Here is a 23225-nt window from a genome sequence, read left to right on the forward strand (position 1 = left end):
ATTGAAATGGCAGTCGCTTCTCCGGCACTTTGGGTTATTGGACCAATTAACACCGCTATTTTGGTACTCTTATAGTTGATGTTATTCCGATTAATAGTATAGGTATTACGCAAGGTATCAACGTACACATCTCCATTTTTTATACTCCATACGTTGAGTATTTGTTTATTATTATTAATAAATGTGCCAGCCTCACCATCGCCAATTATTGCTCCAATTCCGCCAATCATCGGATACATGTTGCCGCCCGGATTTAAGCGCAGATCAATTATCCATCCTTTTAACTTTTTGGACGATATGCTGTATATAGAATCTTTTATTTCTTGTGCATATCTGCTGTTTTCCTTTACGTTGGTTGAGTTAATGGATGGAATAAGTATATATCCATAATTATTCTCCAAGATTTTCACTTTCAATTTAGGCGGCATGCCGATGGCTTTTATTTGTTCCATCAACTCTTTGCTGTAAGACGGCTTTGTTTTGTGCGAACCAAATTGGATATGTTTATAGATAATGGCTCCGTGATTGTCATGTAGTTGATCAAATATATATTGTATTGCCGGAATTACATCCGGCAGCTTATTCGCATTTCCAGCTTTTTTATACACCTCTTTTGTTAACAATGTCCAGTTAACACTATCTCTATTTAGTGCTTCTTTATGAATAATGTTCACAACTGTATCTAAAAAATGTTTCACGCTGTCGGGCATTGTAGCAACGTCACTTTGAGCCTTTACAGAATTAGATGAAGCGAGCATGATTATAAGAGAAAAGAAATTGGCGAAAACAAAATTAATTCGGTTCATTTTTTCTGAATTTAAGGATAATAGTTGTGGATTCAGCGGCCTAAATTTGCGACTAAGATAACTATTGTTTATAGTTATCAGTAATTTGTCGATTAGGTAAGTTGTTCCTTTGCCTTTGCTGGTCTTCCGTGCGTTGGCCGTTGTTGTGTCTTATGACCAACAACTGAAGCGAGGGGAAATCAACGGATCTCCAATAAGCCATTATTTTATTCAGCATAATGTGTTAATAGTCCAAATTCGTCTATTCCGGTGTAATAATATCTAGCCGATGAGTATTTATAATCTTCAGGATAACGTACCAACTGCCATTTTTCCTGTATCGGATTATTATGAATATAATTAAGTTTCTGCTCAAATACCGGTTGACTCCAAAGGTCAATACTCAACGAGTTGCGCTCCCATAACTGGTACTTCCTGTCTTTGGCATTAACCTGGTAATTTTTTAGTTGTTCCGGATATTTTTTGGCCAATTCAATTTTTAATTGCTGACCGGTAAATTTCATAAACCGCTGCTGCACCGCTTCTCTTTTAAACCCATCTTGTATTTGCCAAATCAAGTGAATATGATTAGGCATTATTACAAACCCATACACTACAATACTTTTCTCTTTTTTTAAAAATAATAAACTGTTTATTATAATGTCTTTAAATGTATCAGGTTTTAACAAGTGCTTCCATTCCAATATCGTCGCAGTAAAAAATTGTGGGTGATAATCGAAATTGATAAAGGCCATAGTGCTAATTTACAAAATATTGCTAATTGGCCTACGCTTCTGTTGTTGGTCATAAGACACAACAACGGCCAACGCGCGGAACACCAACAAGGGCAGAGGGTTAAACAAAAAAGTCCACAGTATAAAAAATTGCAAAAATACAGAAATTTCTTTAAAAACCCTAATAGGGGTAGTGCAATCATGGTTAACACTTTTTTGACTATTTTTTACATAACTACTTTATTTTCAATACAATAAAAAATAAATTAACAAAAATGTGTTAAACGATGTTAAACCAATTTGATAAAAAAATGTAACATTAAAATTGATATTTTTACCATTACCAATATATAGCAATTTGAAAAATCAGTTTTTAGCCGTTTTGCTTTCGGCTTTCTGTTTACTAAGTCAGGCTCAACAACGGCAGGTGATAAAACCGGGCGAGGTATGGCCCGATGCTGATGGTAAACATATCCAGGCACATGGGGGCGGCATCATCAAGGTAAAAAATACCTACTATTGGTACGGGGAGGAACGGACCCGGGGATTGGATACCAACAAACGATACGTAAGCTGCTATTCGTCAAAGGATCTGACTAACTGGAAATTTCGCGGGGATGTGGTACAAATGGAAGATCCGGATAACCTTGGCCCTAAATGGATATTGGAACGGCCAAAGGTTTTTTATAATGAAAAAACTAAAAAATATGTGATGTATTTCCATTTGGATAACAGAACCTATAAGGTTGCCAAAGTGGGGATAGCCGTAAGCGATAAAGCGGACGGGCAATTTAAATATGTTAAAAGCTTCAGACCGCTTGATCACGAAAGCCGCGACATCGGGCAGTTTATTGATGATGACGGTACCGCCTATTTGGTATTTGAAGATAGGCCGTTTGGCTTTCGCATAGCTAAACTGGCAGATGATTATATGAGTATTGAAAAAGAAATGTGCCTTATACCGGCACATATGGAAGGAGGCGCCATAGTACATTATAAAGGTTTGTACTACGCCATTGGGTCGGGCCTTACAGGCTGGCGCGCCAATCCCAATAAATTCGCTACCGCCACGTCGCTTTCCGGGCCATGGAGCGCTTTCAGGGATATCGCACCACCCGAAACCAATACTTATGGAGCCCAGTCGACCATGATCATTAAAGTTGTCGGTAAAAAATCCACCACCGCCATTTTTATGGGAGATATTTGGCGGCCGGCGGCCCAGTGGGATTCAAGATATCTGTGGATGCCTTTGGAAATTGGCGACGGTAACCTGAAACTCCCTGAACCTAAACCCTGGCAATTGAATATAAAAACCGGCGAATGGAATTATATTTCGGCTGATTGACCAATTGTTGCACTTATCTGCGACGAGTGCTTAAATTTGAAGAAAAATAAATATTGGATTATTCCCTGAATAAGACTTGCATACTACTGGTACTTGGCCTGACCCTGGTAAGCAGTTGTGATGCTCAACAAGAGTACGGCAAACAGTATCTGCTACTGGAAAAAGAAATTGTCCTGCCCGGTGTAAAAGGCCGTATTGATCATATCGACATCAACATCAAAGATAAGATAGCCTATATTGCTGCCCTGGGCAATAATAGCCTTGAAGTTGTTGACCTGAAAAATGGAAACGTAACCGGCAGCATTACCGGGCTGGATGAGCCGCAGGGTGTAGCATACATTTCCAAACACCAGGAAATATTGATCGCCAATGGCGGAACGGGCGAATGCGGTTTTTATAATGCGCTAACCCTGAAAAAGACCGGTAGTATCAAACTGGCGGATGATGCGGACGATGTGCGCTATGATGAACAGGCAGACAAAATCTACATCGGTTATGGCAGCGGGGGTATCGCTATTATTGACGCTGCCAATCATAAACAGGTAGGTGATATTCCTTTGCCGGCACACCCCGAATCTTTTCAATTGGATACTAAAGCAAATAAATTATGGGTAAATCTGCCCGGTTCGGGCATGGTTGGTGTCGCCGATCTGAAAACATTAAAACTTACAGCAAATTGGTCTAAGCTATTGCCCCGTGCTAACTTCCCGATGGCTTATGACGAGGCGCAACATCGTATCATCGTGGGTTACCGCGCTCCTGCGAAGTTGCTGGTTTATGACAGTGTAACAGGTAAAGAAATTTTTAGCGCCCCAATGGTTGGCGATGTAGATGACCTGTATTGGGATGCGAAGAGCAAAAGCGTTTATATCAGCGGTGGCGGCGGTGCGGTAGATATTTTTAAGCAAACGGATAATAGCACCTATAAACAGATAGCCCATATTAAAACCCGCGATGGTGCCCGAACCTCTTTACTGGTTCCTGAATTGGGATTATTCCTGATCGCAGCAAGGGCAAGCAATGACCAAAAACCCGCGTTGTTGGTTTATAAAACAAATTAAGCCTTTAAAACAAAAAAAGCCTCTAACTTTCGTTAAAGGCTTCATTCATTGTAGGTAGACGGAACAAGACAAATCTCGAACTTTGCAAGGGACTTGAAAGCTATAGAAATTAATATTCCGCTGTAAGCTTACAATCTCATAGTTACTTCCTATAATTATGTTTTATAAGCGCACTACTTGAATAAGGACAGATCCACAGTTTCGCCCATAATCTGGTAACCCAACTCACTTGGATGCAGGTAATCACCCGACTGGTTGGCAGGTAGTATCATCGCTTCATCGTCAGGGTTCCTGATGGCTTTGTCAAAATCAATAACGGCGTCAAAATGCCCGCTGGTGCGTATCCATTTATTCACTGTGTTACGTGCCGCATCCCGGTAACTTAAATAATAAAATGATTTTTTGACTGGGGTAATTGTAGCGCCATAAACCTTGATACCTTTCGCATGTGCTTTGGTAATCATTTTATCATAAGCGGCGATGAGGTTATTGGCAACTTCGGCAGCCCGGGTACTGTCCCTCGTGGCGCCCAAGTCATTGATGCCCTCAAATATAACCAGCCAACGTATCCCTGCCTGCTGAATTACCTCTCTGTCAAACCGGTCGAGTCCGGCAGGGCCAAATCCCGGCGTAAGCACGCAATTGCCCCCTATACCCATATTAAGCACACCTACCTGTTGGGTAGCGGGATTTTTTAACAAAGCCATTTCTAAAATGTCCGGCCACCGGTCCTGCTTGTTGGTGCCCGATCCATTTCCATCGGTAATAGAATCACCAAAAACAACCACAGCGCCCGCAGATTTTGATGCTTCCACGTCGATACCTTTTATAGTGTACCAATGTTTGGTGGTAACGCCGTCCTTAAAATCGTCGTTCGGCGCAGCGTGTTCGCCAGCAAGCAGATAAGAAGTGGTAAATGATCCGGTATGCCCGGTCATAGTTGCCGATGTTTCTCCATATGAAATAGTGATGGCAACCTCCATTCTCGGTTTCAGATCAAACGCAACCGGATCAGAAGCAATGTCGGCACCAGGCTCCATAGTAACTTCTTGCTTTCCATTAAATTTTAACGTTTTAGCTGTGGATTGATCGATTCCGCTGCCTCCGGTTGATACAGCTATCTGTACTGCTTTCATGGTAACCGGCGTTTTGCCGAATTGGTTCGAGAACGTTAACCGCAACCTTTTTCCGCCTATAGAAACACATACTATCTGCCGCAAAGTATTATTGCTGAGACCGGGCGCGGGCGGCATATTCCTTCCTTCAACAGACTGGAGTCCCGTACCCCAAGTACCTACCCAAACTTTGGCTTTGCGCACTCCTGAGCCAGCATCACTCGAAAAGCTCGACAAACTTACCGTACACAACAATAAGCACAGCACAGGTATTAATTTAAACGGACCACTAATAGAAAAGCGTTCTTTGAAAGATATAGGGCCTTGATGTAATTGTTTATTATTCATAGCAAGCAGATCATTAAAGATTTGATACGGTTTAATAAATATATAAATATTCTTCTATAATATTGAAGATCTCTGTTACAAGCCTTTTCAACTAATTGCTATCATTCAACTTATTGTCGGCGTTACCGCACCAAAACATCACAAACAAAAAAGCCTCAAATCATTCGACTTGAGGCTTTTATCATTTCTGGGTAGCGGGAGCAGGACTCGAACCTACCATTCTTGCGTTCGTCTGCAACAAATGGTAGAGTGGTAAGCCAATGCCATCGCCCGGCTATCTGATTAATAACCGGGCCGGCAATTTATTTCGCTAAAGATCAATTTTGCTTTCTGATCTCAACCCTCCGGTTTAATATCTTCCCGGCTTCGGTGCTATTGTCTCCAATAGGATCGCTCGTACCGTATCCTTTTGCTTCTAAGTTAGCCGTACTTACACCGGCATTGACCAGATATGATTTAACAGCATTTGCGCGATCTGCTGACAGGGCCATATTATGTTTTTTAGTCCCTTCTTCGGACGCGTATCCATTCAGAAAAAATTTAGCGGATGGGTGCAATTTCATAACAGCAGCTACCTTATCTAAGGTTTCATAGGCATCTGTTTTTAATACACCCGAATTAAATTCAAACTGGATCTTCACCGTATTTACGTCCAATTCAGGTGCTTTTACCACCGCAACAGCGGCTTTTGGCTGTTCAACAGGTTTTGGTTTGGGCTGCTCAACCGGCTTTACCTGCGCTTGAACCGGCGCGGCAGGTTTTTGAACTAACTTTTTTGCTTTACAGGCTTGCAGGGTAACCAATGCAAATAGAACGAAGGCAGGTATAATAAGTGATTTTATAAATTTCATAATTGTTTTTTTGATTTAAAATTTTGTAAATATTGATTTGTTAGTCACGCTGGAAACAGTGATGGCTAACTTTTTGATGAGATAATACAGTCTTGTGTTGATTGAATACCTAAAACAATAAGCCTACAAGTACCTATTGAAATTGGGGACAACATAAAACATGAATAGCCTGTTCGCGGCTTATTTCAAATTCTAAGCGAGCAAAAAGAGAGATAATAATATCGGCGTTGCGGAAGTAACGTCGGTTGGAAATTTAAACGCCTGATACCAGCCAGGATGAATGCAAATACACAAAAAATCAACAGAACAGCCGGTGCAAACCTATCGGCATTAAGCTGGTCATCATCAATGATGGACCGCTCACCGATCAGGACGATATTTACTGCGCTGTTATTTGCCCGAACCCTCGGCCTACGGAAACCGATATGCGAAAATAGGGATGCTACAGAAGCCCCTGATGCGCAATTAGGTATAAAATAAAGATTAGACAAAGCATAAAAAAGATAGACTACTAAAAGCCCTCTTACCAAACTGCTGCAAAGGATACTTGCCCTACGCTTAACCATCAATTTATTTAAAACGCATAAAATTAGGCATAAAAAACTTATTGACAATAACCAAAATACTGGCTAACAAAATATTTTTTAAAGTACTTAACCTGCTCCCGCCAGTTTGTAACTCGTGGGTAAACAAAATCAAGCTTTCAGCTTATAATTCAGCCTATGGTCAGTGTTATCACCACACCATTAAAGTTAAACAAAAAAGCCCACTCTCCTAAGTTTATAACTTCCTGCCGTTATTCTGTTAAAGCAATGGGTTACCCCAAATATACCCCTAATTTATTCTTACTGGCTCTAAAATAGATTGATAAATCAAATTAACAACAAATCAATTACTCTGTTATTAATATTTCAATTATATTTGGAGTATGGGTATGATTTTTTTAATTGTGTAATTGATTTATTAAAATGTTAACAATTAAAATAATCGTCAATCGTTTTAAAAAAAGATCAAATAAATACTATGAAAACAACCGCTGATATCAGTATCCATAAAATAATTGATGGCTCGCACGACCTGCTATGTGTACTTAATGCTGATATGCAGTTGGTGAATGTTAGCACAGCCATAGCAAACCTATGGGGGTATAGTAAAGATGAGCTTATAGGAGCGCATTTTACCAATTTTGTATTGCCCGAGGATGTAGAAACTACAACCAAATTTATTGATGGTATAATGGCGGGTGCCGACAGCATAAATTTTAATACGCAGCATGTTCATAAAGATGGTTCGGCTATTCCGCTATCGTGGTCGGTTACGTGGATGCCCGGCGATGAACTGTTATTTTGTATTGGCAGGAAAGCGGCTTCTAAACAAGATGCTGAAATATTGCTCAAAGAAACATTGCTCTCGCTCGAAAAAAGTATTGAGCGGTTTGAATACGTTACCGAAGCTACTACGGATATTATTTGGGACTGGGACCTGGAAACCAACGAAGTTTATTATTCACGGAACATTGAAAAATCATTCGGCCATAAACCGGGTGTTAATGTAGGCGATATGCGGTTTTTTGCCCAGTATGTGCACCCCGAGGATAGGGAGCGGGTTGTATTATACCCTGAACCGGTTAAATACGGCAGCATGAATTACTGGACGGAAAAATATCGTTTTCAAAAGGCAAATGGAGAATATGCATTTGTACTGGATAAGGGGGTAATTATACGCGATGAAAACGGTGTTGGAATACGTATGCTTGGCGCTATGCAGGATATTACCGAACTAAAAAATAGCGAACTGCAAATTGCTAAACAAAATGCGCAATTAGTTGATCATGCCAGTAAACTAAATACCTTAAACACACTTAAGGATAGGCTAATAGCCATATTGGCGCACGACCTGCGCGGCCCCCTAAGTAGTTTAAGGGGGGTGTTTGAGCTTTTCCAGGACGACAACATATCATCAAGCGAACTGATGGAAATGATTCCTGGTGTAGTTAAAAAATTAGACTACACTTCTGATTTTTTGGATACGCTGTTATTTTGGGTTAATACCCAAATGGACAATTTTGAAAAAACGATCAAGGATTTTTATGTGAACGATGTTGTTGTTAAAGAAAAACAAAACCTGGATGACCAGGCCGCCAAAAAAGCCATTACCATAAAAATTGATGTGGAGGAAGGAACGATTGCTTTGGCCGATCCTGATTCTGTTCGCATAGTTATCCGCAATTTGGCAACCAATGCCATTAAATTCTCAAATGAAAAGGGCGTTATTGAAATTTCGGCAAAGCAGGACGGCCAGCACGTATTAATCAAGGTTAAGGATAACGGAATTGGCATGAGTGCTGAGCAAACTGAAAAACTATTTAAAGGCAAGGTTGACAGCATGAGAGGCACCCATGAGGAACTGGGAACAGGTATGGGGCTATTGTTTTGCAAGGATTTAATTGAAAAATGTAATGGGAAAATCTGGGTAAACAGCGAAAAAGGGGTAGGTACAGCGTTTTCTTTCACAATACCCCTGGGCGTAGCTGGGCAGTCGGTGTAATTACAGTAAAGTGTAGTACATAACGGCTGCCAAGCTAACGAAGCAAAAACCCTCATAACGCAAAAAGCCTCAAATCTTTCGATTGGAGGCTTTTAACTTTCTGGGTAGAGGGAAGCGGCGAAATGTCGAACTTTTTGGAGGATCTGCAAGCAATTAGTAGCGTTGAGCCATGCTTAATAACAGGGCCATCACAATGTTTGCAAAATAAACCACCCACATTTTTGTAACACTTGGTCATCTTTCAGCTATTTACGTTTGATATTTTGGCCCAAAGCAAAGGGGATGATACTTTCATACCATCCCCTTTATCATATATTCTAAACTAAAATTATAAATTATTATTGATTATCAGTGCTTTATTATTTCACCCACAATTCTGTAACACTACCACTTTAAATAGGTTGCTATCAAGAACACTGCTATCCATGGAAGTATTAGCGAAATTAAAACTAAATAGCCTTTAAGTAGTCTTTGCGAGCGCACCTCATCTTGCCAATATTCACGATAATAACTATAACGACCTTTATACTTTTTATAATTATAAAAAATCAATAATAATGTGATAAAAACACCTATTTCCCCACTTTGTTTTGAATGCAAATGCAAGTATTGAGCACTTAATGTAAAATGTACAGTTATAAATGATAGTATAAATAATATTAACATTTGAACCATGCTAATACCCAAAATTGCTCTAATGGCATCACTTCCATCTCTTTTAAAAAAGAATTGCGCCATTCTGTAATATATATAATCGAAATAAAATTTCATAGCTAATTCCCGGTTAAAGAGTCTATTCCCCCGCTGGCGCAAGTATGCAGCGCGGTCAAGTGTGCGGCGTACTTGTGCCTAAATATACTTACATAATTATCGGCTGCAAAAAATCATCGTAACAAAAAAGCCTTTAACTTTCGTTAAAGGCTTCATTCATTGTAGGTAGCGGGAGCAGGACTCGAACCTACGACCTTCGGGTTATGAGCCCGACGAGCTACCAACTGCTCCATCCCGCACTGTGTTTTAATGGTATACACTTTAACGCATAACTGTAAAAGTGGCCTCTTTAAGCTAAAAATGTAATTTACATTCCGTTTAAATTGGACTGCAAAGATATAATTCGTTTCTTTGCAGTCCAAATATTATTTTATTTATTTTTCTATGGGTCATAAGGCAGGTTTTGTAAGCATTATTGGTAAGCCAAACGCGGGTAAATCAACGTTGATGAACGCGCTTGTAGGCGAAAAAATGTCTATCATTACCCCTAAGGCTCAAACCACTCGTCACCGTATTTTAGGTATTGTGAATACGGATGATTACCAGATAGTTTTCTCAGATACTCCCGGTGTTATTAAACCGCACTACGAGTTGCATGAGCGTATGATGCACCAGGTAGACGGATCAATAGTTGATGCCGACCTGATTTTGCTGGTTACCGATATTTACGAGGAGTACGACGAAACCGACGTACTTAAAAAGCTGGAAGGCTCAAACGCGCCGCTTGCTGTATTGATCAATAAAATTGACCGCAGCGATGAGGAAACCGTAAAAGCCAAAGTTGATTTTTGGCAGGAAAAGTTAAATCCGGTTGCAGTATTTGCCATATCGGCATTGCTTGATCATAATGTAATATCAGTTATGAACTTTGTAATTGAGCATTTGCCCGAGCATCCGGCTTATTATGATAAGGATTTGCTTACCGACAGGAACGACCGCTTTTTCGCGTCGGAAATGATACGGGCGCAAATATTAAAGCAATACAAAAAAGAGATACCCTACAGCGCCGAAGTTATTGTAACCGCATTTGTGGAGGGCGAAAAGCTGCACCGCATAAGCGCCGAAATTATTGTAGAGCGCGATTCGCAAAAAAACATCATTATTGGCGAGGGCGGCAAAATGCTGAAGATAGTAGGTACCTATGCCCGTAAAGATATGGAAGATTTTTTCCAAAAGAAAGTTTTCCTGGAGATGTTTGTTAAAGTAATACCCGACTGGCGCAGCAAAAAAAATTACCTAAAACAGTTTGGGTATGAATAAATAGTTATGAGTTGTAAGTTACGAGTTTTGAGTATTCGTAATTTTGCAACTGACATTACAACATGGTAGAGTATTTGATTTACCCATAACTCACCACTCAAAACTTACAACTAAAAATGAGTAACATAGTAGCCATTGTTGGCAGGCCCAATGTAGGCAAATCAACCTTATATAACCGTTTAACCGAAAGCCGGAAAGCTATTGTCGACGATTTCAGCGGCGTAACCCGCGACAGGCATTACGGTGTAGCCGAGTGGCTGCACCACCAGTTTACCGTTATTGATACCGGCGGCTATGTAGCCAACTCGACCGATGTGTTTGAGGCCGCCATACGTGAGCAGGTAATTATTGCTATTGAAGAAGCCAGCGTTATTTTGTTTATGGTGGATGTTACCACCGGCATTACAGACCTTGACGACGAAATAGCCAGCCTGCTGCGCAAGGGCAATAAACCTGTTTTTGTGGTGGTTAACAAGCTGGATAATAACAACCAGTTAGCCGATTCGATGGTGTTTTACAGCCTGGGTTTAGGCGAGATATACAGCATATCATCCATGACTGGTGCCGGTACAGGCGAGTTGCTGGATGAGGTAGTTAAACATTTTGACGAGGAGCAACTGGAAGAAAACACCCGCCCTAAGTTTGCTATTGTAGGCAGGCCCAATGTGGGTAAATCATCCATCATTAATTCGTTGATTGGTAAGGACCGTAACATAGTTACCCCTATAGCCGGCACCACGCGCGACTCGATACATATCCACTATAACCAGTACGGGCATGATTTTATGCTAATAGATACTGCGGGGATGCGTAAAAAAACCAAGGTGAAGGAGAACATTGAGTTTTACTCGGTGATGCGTACCATTAAAGCGCTGGAAGAAGCTGACGTGGTTATCCTGATGATAGACGCGGTAGAAGGCATTGAATCGCAGGACATCAATATATTCCACCTGGCCGAGAAGAATAAAAAGGGTGTAATGATTGTAGTGAACAAGTGGGACCTGATCGAAAAAAACAATAAAACCATTAAGGTTTTTGAAGATATGATCAAGGAGAAACTGGCTCCATTTACAGATGTGCCTATTGTTTTTACATCTGTTACCGAAAAACAACGAGTATTAAAAGTGCTTGATGTGGCCCAACAGGTTTATGAGAACCGCGCCCGCAAAATATCTACCTCAAAACTTAACGAAGTGATGCTGCCTATCATTGAGCATTATCCGCCGCCATCATTAAAAGGCAAGTACGTTAAAATTAAATACATTACCCAAATAGCGGGCTCATCGCCCATGTTTGCTTTCTTTTGCAACTTGCCGCAATATGTTAAAGAACCATACTATCGCTTTATAGAAAATAAGCTGCGCGAAAACTTTGAGTTTAGCGGTGCGCCTATACAGGTATGGTTCAGGCAGAAATAGACTAAGATTTATAGGATTTAGGGATGACCGTGATTTTGTTTGATTAATGGTTTGTAGGATTTTAAAATGGGCATATTTATCTTGAGGATAAACAAATCCTATTTCATCTTTTAATCCTAAAAATCGTAGTCCTATCGCACCGCTTCAATCCCCTTTTTCAAAACCGGGTCGTTAGCGTTTATTGATTTAAAATAAGCTTCATCGCCCCATTTAAACCGTGCGGCGTATGATTTAAGCTTGGTTTTTATGAATTCTCTGGATGACGCTACATCTTTAGGATCTATACCTTTTATGCTTTGCGCCGCGTATTTTATAAAGTCACCCAACTCTTTATCGCTTACGGTATATTGTTTCAAATAAACATCTACTGAAGTATATTTATTTAATTCAGGTTGCATACGATCAAGTACATAAGCCATATACAGTTGCCTTGCCGCAATTTCTTTTACCAGTAATATATTTTGCGTGGTATCGGCCGGTACAAAAATATCGGGCATTATACCGCCGCCGCTAAATACTTTTCGGCCATTAGCGGTGTGATAAGGCGATTGTTTGGTAAAAAGGGTATCATTTAAATTATTTTGTTCCGAAAATAGCTCGCCTTTTTTCATGCGTTCTGTTAGTTCATTTCGGTAGCTTTCGGTTCCGTTTTTATATGATTTTTGGATAGATCTTCCTGATGGCGTATAATAACGGGCCACGGTAAGGTTAATGGCCGAGCCGTCTTTAAACGGGAACTGCTCCTGCACCAGGCCCTTACCAAATGAACGGCGGCCCACAATGGTGGCGCGGTCAAGGTCCTGCAAGGCCCCTGCCAATATCTCGCTCGCTGACGCAGAATTCTCATCAATCAGCACCGCTAAATTACCATGCTGAAAGTTGCCCGAATCCGTAGCAAAATAATCGGTACGTGCCTCATGCACACCCTTGGTATATACAATAAGCTGTCCACTTGTTAAAAATTCGTCGGCCAGCGCGGTAGCCGTATTTAGGTATCCGCCACCGTTTCCGCGCAGATCCAAAACAAGCTTTTGCATACCCTGTTTTTTAAGCTTTAATAGATCGGCACGAAAATCAGCATCCGTAGTAGATGCAAATTTGCTGATCTTGATATATCCGGTTAAGGGGGCAGCCATATAAGCGGCATCTAAACTGCTTAAATCAATATGGTCTTTTTTAATCTCGTAGGTATGCAATTTACCGTCATTATTTAACACGGTTAATTGCAAAGTTTCGTTGTTTTTATCTTTAAAAAGGTTATCTACCTTATCAGGTGTTAGCGATTTACCTGAAATAGGCTGGTTGTTTATAGCTATTATTTTATTACCGGCGGCAAGGCCCGCTTTGGCTGCCGGCCCGCCCGGATTAAGCTGACTAATAAACAAAGTATCGCGCAACAAAATATAACTAATACCAATGCCATTGTAGCCACCCTCTAAACGTTCGTTAACCGAGGTTGCTTGTTTTGGAGGCAGGTAAAGCGAGTGCGGGTCAAGGTTTTGCAGTAAATTATTAACGGTTACTCCTTCAATGCTATCCGTGTTTACCGAATCTACATACGTAGTACGCACCAGTTGCAGGGTTTTTGACACCTTGTCTTTGTTGGTAAATGAAAAACCAAGCTTATTATTTTCATAAGCATTATCGCTTATAAGCAGCCCAATTGTTACCCCTATAAGTATCAAAATGGTTGATCTGAAAATAATAGCAGCAGTTCTTTTCATTATACCTGCGAAGTTACAACATTGGGTGCATAGCGTTATGATTTTGAAGGCCAATAATCAAGCCATTATCAGTAATTTTACCCAATTTTGTTAAATAAAGTTTATTACATGCATAGCACCACCGAAAAGGATTCGCGTTATAACAATTTGGAGCAGATGCCCCTGTCCGAAATTCTTCAAAATATCAATAACGAGGATAAAACGGTACCTTTGGCGGTCGAAAAAGCTTTACCGCAAATTGAGGCGTTGGCAGCCGTTGTTACCAGGCAAATGAAGCAAGGTGGGCGCTTGTTTTATATTGGCGCGGGTACCAGCGGGCGGTTAGGTGTGGTTGACGCTTCCGAGTGCCCGCCAACCTTTGGGGTACCGTTTGATTGGGTGGTAGGTATTATTGCCGGTGGCGATGGTGCCATACGCAAAGCTGTTGAATTTGCCGAAGATGATATTAACCAGGCCTGGAAGGATTTGCAGGCGTTTGATATAAATAATAAAGATGTAGTGGTGGGTATTGCCGCATCAGGCACTACACCGTATGTAATTGGCGGATTAAAGGCAGCCAATCAACATAAAATTGCCACCGGCTGCGTTGTTTGCAACAGCGGTAGCCCCGTTGCCGCCGAAGCCAACTACCCCGTTGAAGTAGTTACCGGTCCCGAGTTTGTAACGGGCAGCACCCGGATGAAGGCAGGTACCGCGCAAAAGCTGGTGCTGAATATGTTAAGCACATCGGTAATGATACAGTTGGGCCGGGTAAAAGGCAATAAAATGGTTGATATGCAACTGACCAACAACAAACTGGTTGACCGTGGCACCAGAATGATAATGAGCGAGACCGGGTTAGATGAGCAAACAGCAGCCAGATTATTAAAAGAGTACGGAAGTGTGAGAAAAGTGGTGAACGTATATTTTAAAAATAGATAATTAAAAGTCTCACCCTTTAGGGGGAGATTTAGAGGGGGCTAAATGCACGAGATAGAACCATATTATAAATGGCGGGATGACTACATAGCATCGGAAGACGAATATTCGCCTTTTTATGCTACGCAGTATAATGAGTTTGAGTTTGACAAACAGATATATAACTACCTGCTGCATCCGCAATGGGATTCGTTTGGGTCAAATACTTTGTATATGAAAGTATTATTTGCCGATTACGAACGTTCATATGCTATAATAGAATTTATTGGCGAGTGGAACGATGCCATCAATAACGATATTATGCTGATGAAGCGGGAAATTATTGAGCTGATGACAGATAATGGCATTAATCATTATATCCTCATCGGCGAAAATGTATTGAATTTTCACTCATCAGATGATTGCTATTATGAAGAATGGTTTCAGGATGTAGAAGATGGCTGGATAGCCGGTATTAACTTTAGGGAACATGTAATAGAAGAGTTTAAACGTAATAATATCGACTATTACATCAACTTTGGCGGCAACCTCGATCATATAAACTGGCGCACTTTAAAACCACTTCAATTTTTTAAATTAGTAGAAGAGCAATTGACTAAAAGGTTAAATTAGATTTGAGATGATAGATTTGAGTATTGAGAATTAAAATCAGATTAGTTTCTCATATCTCCATACTCAAATCTCATATCTATAACTATATTCGTATAATAATTATAATTAAAAATGGAAAATAACACTTCAAACTACGTTTACGATAACGTAATACAAATTAACGATGCTGACGCATCACGTAAATTTATAGCAAATGTATTTTTATGGATGTTTGTTGCTTTAGGCTTATCGGCTTTTTGTGCATACTTTTTTGCTCATGACCCTTCATTAGCCGCCAGCTTACGCGACCCTGAAACAGGTGGAAATACAGGATTGGGCACAATCGTAATGTTTGCGCCGTTGGCTTTTATCCTGTTAATATCATTTGGTTTTAACCGCCTGTCGTATGCCATATTAACGTTATTGTTTATTGCTTTTGCTGTGGTAATGGGTATTAGCCTGAGCTACATCTTGCTTATGTACACTTCAGGATCAGTGTTTGGTGTATTTTTAACCACCTCGTTGGTATTTGGTGTAATGGCCATAGCAGGTTATACTACCCACCAGGACCTGACCAAATTTGGTTCTATAATGATCATGCTGCTATTCGGCATAATCATAGCTAGTTTAGTAAATTTGTTTTTACACAGCAGTGGTTTAGATTTAATTATATCTTACGTTGGAGTAGCTGTATTTGTTGGCTTAACTGCTTATGATGTACAAAAGCTAAAACGTATTGGTGCCGGCATTGAATATGGAGATGCATCAAGTAAAAAGATGGCAATTATGGGTGCGCTAACTTTATATCTTGATTTTATCAACCTGTTCCTGATGCTGCTGCGCGTTTTTGGCAGAAGAAAATAATAAAAGAGAAATAAACTATTAGAAGCCGCCCGCAAAGCGGCTTTTTTTATGCCCCTTAAATTACAATCAGAACAGATTGAAGCTTATATTGCTATTGCACCTTATAACTTAATTACGCATCTTTGCTCTGCTTATAGAGAAAGACGGAGGGATTGGACCCTGCGATGTCTTAGCAACCTGTTACCTTAACAAGGTGCTAAATTCTACTCAAGTCAATGAAGGCCTGGGACAGATAAGCGAAAGTCAATATAACACCGACTTTTCGAAATAAGCCATTTTAGTTTGCAGTTTTGAGTTAGCAGTTTGCAGTCATTTTTTTGACCCGCTGCGCACTGAAAACTGCCAACTGCTAACTGCCAACTGACAAAATGGATATTAAACAAGAACTACAAAAACGCATTCTGGTTATTGACGGGGCAATGGGTACCATGATACAACGGTACCAGTTAACCGAGGTGGATTTTCGCGGGGAAAGATTTAAAGATCACCCTTCTGACCTTCAAGGGAACAATGACCTGCTGAATATTACACGCCCGGATATCATTAAAGCTATACATGCCGAATATTTAACCGCGGGTGCGGATATTATTGAAACCAATACGTTCAGTACACAGGTAATTTCGTTGGCCGATTATCACCTGGAGGAACTGGCTTACGAGCTAAGTTACGAGGGGGCACGCCTGGCCCGCGAGGTTGCTGATGAGTTTACCGCTAAAGAACCACATAAACCCCGTTTTGTGGCCGGTGCTATTGGGCCTACTAACCGTACGGCTTCCTTATCGCCGGATGTGAACGACCCCGGCTATCGTGCCGTTACTTTTGATGATCTGGCATCTGCCTATTACGATCAGGTGCGTGGTTTGGTTGATGGCGGTGCCGATGTATTATTGGTGGAGACCATATTTGATACCCTAAACGCCAAAGCGGCTTTATTTGCTATAAACAGGTATGCCGAAGAGAGCGGCAAGCATCTGCCGGTAATGATATCGGGTACTATAACAGATGCTTCAGGACGTACCCTATCCGGTCAAACGGTGGAGGCATTTTGGAACTCTATCCGTCATGCCAACTTATTATCGGTAGGCTTAAACTGCGCTTTGGGTGCTAAAGAAATGAGGCCGCATATACAGGAACTTTCTGAAAAAGCGGATGTGTTTATTTCGGCCTACCCCAACGCGGGTTTACCAAACGAGTTTGGCCAGTATGACGAAACCGCGCATGAGACCGCGCACCAGGTTGACGATTTTATGAAAGCCGGACTGGTGAATATTGTAGGCGGTTGCTGCGGTACTACGCCCGATCATATTCAATGTATTGCCGAAAAAGCTGCTAAATATCCACCGCGTTTAATACCACAGATTGAACCTTACATGAGGTTGAGCGGACTGGAAGCAGTTACCATAACTCCCGAAAGCATTTTTGTGAACGTGGGCGAGCGTACCAATATTACCGGGTCACCAAAATTTTCAAAGCTGATATTGGCCGAAGATTATGAAGCTGCCCTATCGGTAGCGGCACAACAGGTAGAGGGCGGCGCGCAGGTGATCGACATCAACATGGACGAGGGGATGATCGATTCGGAAGCGGTGATGGTTAAGTTTTTAAACCTGGTAGCTTCTGAGCCTGATATATCTAAACTGCCTATCATGATCGACTCTTCAAAATGGTCGGTTATTGAAGCCGGTTTAAAATGTATACAGGGTAAGGGCATCGTTAACTCTATCTCCCTAAAAGAGGGCGAAGAAAAGTTTAAAGAATATGCCCGTAAAATATTAGCCTACGGCGCTGCCACGGTAGTAATGGCATTTGACGAGACCGGCCAGGCCGACTCGTTAGCGCGTCGTAAAGAGATATGCGAACGGTCGTACAATATTTTGGTTAACGAGGTGGGCTTCCCGCCGCAGGACATCATTTTTGACCCTAACATATTAACCGTAGCTACGGGACTTGAAGAGCATAACAATTACGCGGTAGATTTTATTGAAGCTACCCGCTGGATAAAACAAAACCTGCCCTATGCCAAAGTAAGCGGCGGGGTAAGTAATATATCGTTCTCCTTTAGGGGTAACAATGTGGTGCGCGAGGCTATGCACTCGGCGTTTTTGTACCATGCCATTAAAGCGGGTATGGATATGGGTATTGTTAATGCCGGGATGTTAGAGGTTTACCAGGAAATTGATAAAGAGTTATTAGAACTGGTAGAAGATGTATTGCTTAACCGTCGCGATGATGCTACCGAGCGTTTGGTTGAGTTTGCCGATAATATAAAAGGCAAGGGCAAAGAAGTGGTGCGCGACGAAGAATGGCGCAAAGCACCCGTTGCCGAGCGTTTATCGCACGCGCTGGTAAAAGGTATCATTGAATATTTGGATGACGACGTAGAGGAAGCCAGGCAAGCCTACGCCAAACCGCTGGAAGTTATTGAAGGTCCGTTAATGGACGGGATGAACGTGGTGGGCGATTTGTTTGGCGCGGGCAAGATGTTTTTGCCGCAGGTGGTAAAATCTGCCCGGGTAATGAAAAAGGCGGTGGCCTATCTCCTACCCTTTATCGAACTGGAAAAACAGCGTGTTATTGATGCCGGCGAAGATAGCAGCGGCAGCCGTGCCAACGCCGGTAAGGTATTAATGGCCACCGTAAAAGGCGATGTGCACGATATTGGTAAAAACATTGTAGGCGTAGTATTGGCCTGTAATAATTTCGAGGTAATAGACCTTGGGGTGATGGTGCCTGCACAGCGTATTATTGAAGAAGCCAAAAAGCAGGAAGTTGATATTATTGGCCTAAGCGGATTGATCACCCCATCGTTAGATGAGATGGTGCATTTTGCGAAGGAGATGGAGCGCCAGGAGTTTACTATTCCGCTGATTGTGGGTGGTGCTACCACCTCGCGGATACATGCGGCGGTAAAGATCGCGCCTAATTATTCCGGGGCGGCTATACATGTGCTGGATGCATCGCGAAGCGTAACGGTTTGCAGTAACCTGATGAACCGCGATACCCGCGATGCTTACATACAAGGCATTAAAGACGAGTACGAAAAAGCACGCGAGGCCCACGCCAATAAAAAGTCAGACAAGCGTTTTGTAACTTTGGAACAGGCCCGTGCAGATAAATTTCAGATAGACCTGGATAAGGTCGCTCCAAAACCTGCCTTTACCGGCACTAAGGTTTTTGAAGCCTATCCGCTGGCGGAGTTGGTGCCATATATCGACTGGACACCGTTTTTCCATACGTGGGAGCTGCGCGGCAGCTACCCTAAAATATTTGACGATAAGTTTGTGGGTGTGGAGGCCAAAAAGCTATTTGATGATGCGCAGGTTTTATTAAACAAAATTGTTAAAGAGAACTTGCTGCAGGCAAACGGCGTTATTGGTTTTTGGCCGGCCAATACCGTGGGCGATGATATTGAGTTATATACCGACGAAACCCGCACGCAGTTATTGAGCCGCATACATACCCTGCGCCAGCAATCAGAGAAAGTTAAAGGCGAACCTTATTATGCCCTGTCGGATTTTATCGCCACCAAAGAAAGCGGCGTGGCCGATTATTTTGGCGGATTTGCCGTAACCACCGGTATTGGCTGCGACGAGCTGGTTGCCGAATTTGAACGAGATTACGACGATTACAACAGCATTATGGCCAAGGCCCTTGCCGATAGGTTAGCCGAGGCCTTCGCCGAAAAGATGCACGAGCTGGTACGTAAAGAATATTGGGGCTATGCCCAAAACGAGCATTTAAGTGTTGAGGAACTGGTAAAAGAAGAGTATGCAGGCATACGCCCGGCACCGGGTTATCCCGCCTGCCCCGAGCACACCGAGAAGACCACCTTGTTTGATTTGCTGAAAGCCGAACAAAACGCCCACATGCACCTAACCGAAAGCCTGGCCATGACACCGGCAGCATCCGTAAGCGGGTTTTACTTTGCGCACCCGCAATCGCGGTATTTTGGGTTAAATAAAATTAGTAAGGACCAGATAGAAGATTACGCCAAACGTAAAAAAATGAGCGTGGATACGGTTGAAAGATGGTTGGGGCCTAATTTGAATTATTAGCCCCTCCGAAGGAGTCCTACGGACCCGACCCCCTGAAGGTAGTATAAACAAAAGAGCTGCGCTGAGTTTCAGTGCGGCTCTTTTGTTATGATGACTTTTTCTTTAAATAAACATTTAGCACTTCTCTAGCGTAATAGTAAGCTCTCTGTTTACTTCGTAACCAAAAAACTCCTATAATTGGAATTAGTATTACATAATAGCGCCAATCATTATAAAACTGAATTAATATTATTGTTGATCCTAACAAAACCGTAGTTAATAAAACCCTGGAAAATGCATATAGCGCGCTAAAATCTTCTACTCTTTGATCTTTTTCACCGTTGGCGCTACGCATTGCGATAGCAAATAATACATCGTTTTTTGCAGAATTATTTCCGCTGTCGCTTAACAACAATTGTTTTACTTCGTTGCTATGATAAAAACGAACTTTCCAGATTCCTTTTCCATCTAATAATTTTGAAGATGGTTTACCGCCCCATGTAAAAAAGTAAAAATCCTCTAACCAACTACTAAAGGTGTTTATTGTATAACCCAATAAAAATGCAGCAACTGTATAGGGAATTATCATGTCTTTATCGAACGTTGTATCAAAAAACATTAATAACGCCATTAGTATTAAAAATCCTGGCACAATTGAAGATAGTATATCGTATGCTTTAAAATTCATAAGCTAACTTTTATCGACCATAATAAGATTCAATACCATAAGCCTTCAGAGTACTATTATATACAGGTGCTGGGTACCCTCTGTTACTTTTAAAATCTCGAGCAAATTCAAAATTCTTTACATAAAAAGTAATATAATCGAGTTGCAAATCTAAAATAACGTAACCAGCTTGATTATTAGTTATTCTAGTTTTAGGGTAACAAGTATATGCTAAATAATCTGAACTAGCATTGCCAAACAGAGTATATTTCGGATTTACAGTTTTGAGAAAATCATAACTTCTACCGGAGTCACGCCCGTGATGGGGCGCAAATAAAACATCCACATCTGTAATCATTTCTTTAAAGTTCCTATTGGCTAAAATTGCATTCCAGGTACTGTCTTCACTATCTCCTCCAAACAGTATTTTCCAATTTCCACCTCCCTTTTTTGGTGGAGTGTATAACAATACATAGGAACTATCATTATAGTTGCCTTTTTGTACTGCCGCATCTATTAGCTCCTGTGTAGGTGCTAATATTGTAATATTATCTAAATCAAAATAATTGTACGAGTTTCCCTGTAAGTATGTGCGTCGAGGAACTGATGTATTAGTTCCGTCTCTGAGACTTTTATAAAATTTCCAATCTTCTTTATTATAGCCACCCCCACTAAAATCAGTTAGTTCTTTTTGATTATCCGTGTCCCAAAAGCAAGCAATTTTAAAATTATTAAATAAATCTTTGATTCCGTCCAAATGATCCATATCTGGGTGTGTAATAATAAACCTAAAAATGTCATTTAGACCTAGAGAGTTTTTTAAATAGTCAATAGGATTATCAGGAGATTTTTTTTGTTGATAGTCTTTTTTGTTGGATGGGACATTAGTTCTATCTCGCATATGATGGCGCATATCTGAATTTTTTACTGCAGTTTCTTCTGGAGTGTCATTATCATCATATGCATTGCTGACGTCAATAACAGTGGTTCTTCCCGATTCTTCGTGTTGTATGATATTGCAATCACCCTCAAGAACGTTTAAAAAATGAATTTTGGACATAGCGGTTAAGGTTATAAAATAAAGATAACAGAAAAGTTACTAAAATCAATGATTGAGAGTTATTATTTGATTATTAGCGAGTTACTCTCGCCCTTGTTAGTGTTTCACCAACAAGAACCGGGATGTAATAATTAAAATGCGACTTTATTTATATAATTAAGTTAGTCTATATTTACAAGAAAATGATTTTATGAACCACTTTGACCCACATTATTTTATCTTTCAATTACCCCTATACAGAGAAATAGAAATCGATAAGGCTAATTCAGATTCTTTTATACAACTAATGAGGTTTAATGGTAGCATAGATGAATATAGTCCAGTTTTGAAAGAAAATACAACATATAAAATAGATAATAGGCCAAGTAATGATATAAGTGCGGGTTACGATCATTATGTTTCGCTTTATAAGGGTTTTCGTAAGTTTGAGCTTATATGCACACGAAATGGCAATCGAATGGTGATATACCTTCGAGTTTTCGAAACTAAGAAAGATGTTTTTTTTGTTGAAAAAATAGGTCAATTTCCCTCAATCGCGGATTTAGAAATAGCAAAAATTAAAGAGTATTCGATTATATTAAAAAATGACAAACTAAAGGAAATTTCTAAAGCTGTCGGTTTGGCTGCTCATGGGGTCGGTATAGGATCATTTGTATATTTACGTCGAGTGTTCGAGTTTCTAATCGAGGAAGCTCATTCTATTGCTAAAGAAGATGAGGGGTGGGACGAAAGTAAATATTTAGCGCACCGAATTAGTGATAAGATTGAGTTGCTAAGCCATCATTTACCAACTTTTTTGGTTGAAAATAAGGGTTTGTACGGTATTTTGAGTAAGGGAATTCATGAATTGACCGAAGATGAATGTTTAAGTTATTTTGAAATTGTTAAAGTAGGTATCGAGTTTATTTTAGATGAAAAACTTGAAAAAGCTTTAAAAGAAAAAAAGATTGCAGAAGCTAAACGTCGTATTCAGGAGACAACAAAAGACCTAAAATGACACTTTGCCCTTGTTGGTGTTGTCCCCCGCTGGCGCAAGTATGTCGGGCGGGCGGGTGCGCAAAAGCTACTTGTGCCTACTATTAATTAGGCTAAAGCCAATAAATGCTATGCTTTATGGTCCGTTGGTTAAAAC

Annotated in this window: 19 protein-coding genes, 1 tRNA gene and 1 riboswitch; of the genes, 11 read left to right on the forward strand and 9 right to left on the reverse strand. The window is 40.8% G+C overall.

The window, feature by feature from the left end:
* Both ABI367_RS06665 and ABI367_RS06670 read right to left on the reverse strand, forming a co-directional pair.
* A partial coding sequence (locus ABI367_RS06665; protein WP_462227991.1) for a S41 family peptidase occupies positions 1–758 on the reverse strand: 758 nt, incomplete at its 3' end.
* A gap of 254 nt (positions 759–1012) precedes the next feature.
* Complete coding sequence (locus tag ABI367_RS06670) at positions 1013–1540, reverse strand: transposase (protein WP_462227992.1); 528 nt, start codon at positions 1538–1540, stop codon at positions 1013–1015.
* A 337-nt stretch (positions 1541–1877) separates the two neighbouring features.
* Between ABI367_RS06670 and ABI367_RS06675 the strand changes: the two genes are divergently transcribed.
* Entirely contained in the window at positions 1878–2864 is a 987-nt protein-coding gene (locus tag ABI367_RS06675) for a family 43 glycosylhydrolase (RefSeq protein ID WP_462227993.1), read from the forward strand.
* A gap of 53 nt (positions 2865–2917) precedes the next feature.
* A complete protein-coding gene (locus ABI367_RS06680) occupies positions 2918–3925 on the forward strand; it encodes a YncE family protein (protein WP_462227994.1) in 1008 nt (335 codons plus the stop codon).
* 173 nt (positions 3926–4098) lie between these two features.
* Here ABI367_RS06680 and ABI367_RS06685 read toward each other — a convergent pair whose 3' ends face one another.
* Both ABI367_RS06685 and ABI367_RS06690 read right to left on the reverse strand, forming a co-directional pair.
* Positions 4099–5388 (reverse strand): SGNH/GDSL hydrolase family protein, encoded by a 1290-nt coding sequence (locus tag ABI367_RS06685; protein ID WP_462227995.1) that lies wholly within the window; start codon positions 5386–5388, stop codon positions 4099–4101.
* Between the two features lie 317 nt (positions 5389–5705).
* Positions 5706–6239 (reverse strand): OmpA family protein, encoded by a 534-nt coding sequence (locus ABI367_RS06690; protein WP_462227996.1) that lies wholly within the window; start codon positions 6237–6239, stop codon positions 5706–5708.
* A gap of 276 nt (positions 6240–6515) precedes the next feature.
* Between ABI367_RS06690 and ABI367_RS06695 the strand changes: the two genes are divergently transcribed.
* Both ABI367_RS06695 and ABI367_RS06700 read left to right on the forward strand, forming a co-directional pair.
* Positions 6516–6719 carry a hypothetical protein gene (locus ABI367_RS06695; protein ID WP_462227997.1) on the forward strand — a complete coding sequence of 68 codons (204 nt, stop codon included), beginning with the start codon at positions 6516–6518 and terminating at the stop codon, positions 6717–6719.
* Positions 6720–7262: 543 nt separating this feature from the next.
* Positions 7263–8786, forward strand: coding sequence for a sensor histidine kinase (locus ABI367_RS06700; protein WP_462227998.1), 1524 nt, complete (start codon positions 7263–7265; stop codon positions 8784–8786).
* 384 nt (positions 8787–9170) lie between these two features.
* On the opposite strand, the gene ABI367_RS06705 is transcribed toward ABI367_RS06700, so the two are convergent.
* Together ABI367_RS06705 and ABI367_RS06710 are read right to left on the reverse strand one after the other, a co-directional pair.
* On the reverse strand, positions 9171–9557 hold the full coding sequence (locus ABI367_RS06705) for a hypothetical protein (RefSeq protein ID WP_462258054.1): 387 nt from the start codon (positions 9555–9557) through the stop codon (positions 9171–9173).
* Between the two features lie 166 nt (positions 9558–9723).
* A tRNA-Met gene (locus ABI367_RS06710) sits at positions 9724–9796 on the reverse strand.
* Positions 9797–9941: 145 nt separating this feature from the next.
* Here ABI367_RS06710 and era point away from each other — a divergent pair.
* Together era and der are read left to right on the forward strand one after the other, a co-directional pair.
* Complete coding sequence (era, locus tag ABI367_RS06715; RefSeq protein ID WP_462228000.1) at positions 9942–10817, forward strand: GTPase Era; 876 nt, start codon at positions 9942–9944, stop codon at positions 10815–10817.
* A 116-nt stretch (positions 10818–10933) separates the two neighbouring features.
* The gene (gene der, locus ABI367_RS06720; RefSeq protein ID WP_462228001.1) at positions 10934–12235 is read left to right on the forward strand and encodes a ribosome biogenesis GTPase Der; all 1302 of its coding nucleotides are present in this window, start codon (positions 10934–10936) and stop codon (positions 12233–12235) included.
* Between the two features lie 131 nt (positions 12236–12366).
* Here der and ABI367_RS06725 read toward each other — a convergent pair whose 3' ends face one another.
* Positions 12367–13959 carry a S41 family peptidase gene (locus tag ABI367_RS06725; protein WP_462228002.1) on the reverse strand — a complete coding sequence of 531 codons (1593 nt, stop codon included), beginning with the start codon at positions 13957–13959 and terminating at the stop codon, positions 12367–12369.
* A 108-nt stretch (positions 13960–14067) separates the two neighbouring features.
* Between ABI367_RS06725 and murQ the strand changes: the two genes are divergently transcribed.
* The 4 genes from murQ to metH all read left to right on the forward strand — a co-directional run bounded on the left by murQ (position 14068) and on the right by metH (position 20387).
* On the forward strand, positions 14068–14880 hold the full coding sequence (gene murQ / locus ABI367_RS06730; RefSeq protein ID WP_462228003.1) for an N-acetylmuramic acid 6-phosphate etherase: 813 nt from the start codon (positions 14068–14070) through the stop codon (positions 14878–14880).
* A gap of 42 nt (positions 14881–14922) precedes the next feature.
* Entirely contained in the window at positions 14923–15489 is a 567-nt protein-coding gene (locus tag ABI367_RS06735) for a hypothetical protein (protein ID WP_462228004.1), read from the forward strand.
* A gap of 111 nt (positions 15490–15600) precedes the next feature.
* Positions 15601–16332: a Bax inhibitor-1/YccA family protein gene (locus ABI367_RS06740; RefSeq protein ID WP_462228005.1), complete on the forward strand. Its 732-nt coding sequence runs from the start codon at positions 15601–15603 to the stop codon at positions 16330–16332.
* A 128-nt stretch (positions 16333–16460) separates the two neighbouring features.
* Positions 16461–16571, forward strand: a riboswitch (SAM riboswitch).
* A gap of 129 nt (positions 16572–16700) precedes the next feature.
* On the forward strand, positions 16701–20387 hold the full coding sequence (metH, locus tag ABI367_RS06745; protein WP_462228006.1) for a methionine synthase: 3687 nt from the start codon (positions 16701–16703) through the stop codon (positions 20385–20387).
* An 85-nt stretch (positions 20388–20472) separates the two neighbouring features.
* On the opposite strand, the gene ABI367_RS06750 is transcribed toward metH, so the two are convergent.
* Both ABI367_RS06750 and ABI367_RS06755 read right to left on the reverse strand, forming a co-directional pair.
* Complete coding sequence (locus ABI367_RS06750) at positions 20473–21054, reverse strand: hypothetical protein (protein ID WP_462228007.1); 582 nt, start codon at positions 21052–21054, stop codon at positions 20473–20475.
* Positions 21055–21064: 10 nt separating this feature from the next.
* Positions 21065–22093: a ComEC/Rec2 family competence protein gene (locus tag ABI367_RS06755; RefSeq protein WP_462228008.1), complete on the reverse strand. Its 1029-nt coding sequence runs from the start codon at positions 22091–22093 to the stop codon at positions 21065–21067.
* Positions 22094–22283: 190 nt separating this feature from the next.
* Here ABI367_RS06755 and ABI367_RS06760 point away from each other — a divergent pair, with 190 nt between their 5' ends.
* The gene (locus ABI367_RS06760) at positions 22284–23090 is read left to right on the forward strand and encodes a hypothetical protein (RefSeq protein ID WP_462228009.1); all 807 of its coding nucleotides are present in this window, start codon (positions 22284–22286) and stop codon (positions 23088–23090) included.
* Positions 23091–23225 lie beyond the last annotated feature (135 nt).

It is taken from the genome of Mucilaginibacter sp., assembly GCF_039935595.1.
In the GTDB taxonomy this organism is placed as follows: domain Bacteria; phylum Bacteroidota; class Bacteroidia; order Sphingobacteriales; family Sphingobacteriaceae; genus Mucilaginibacter.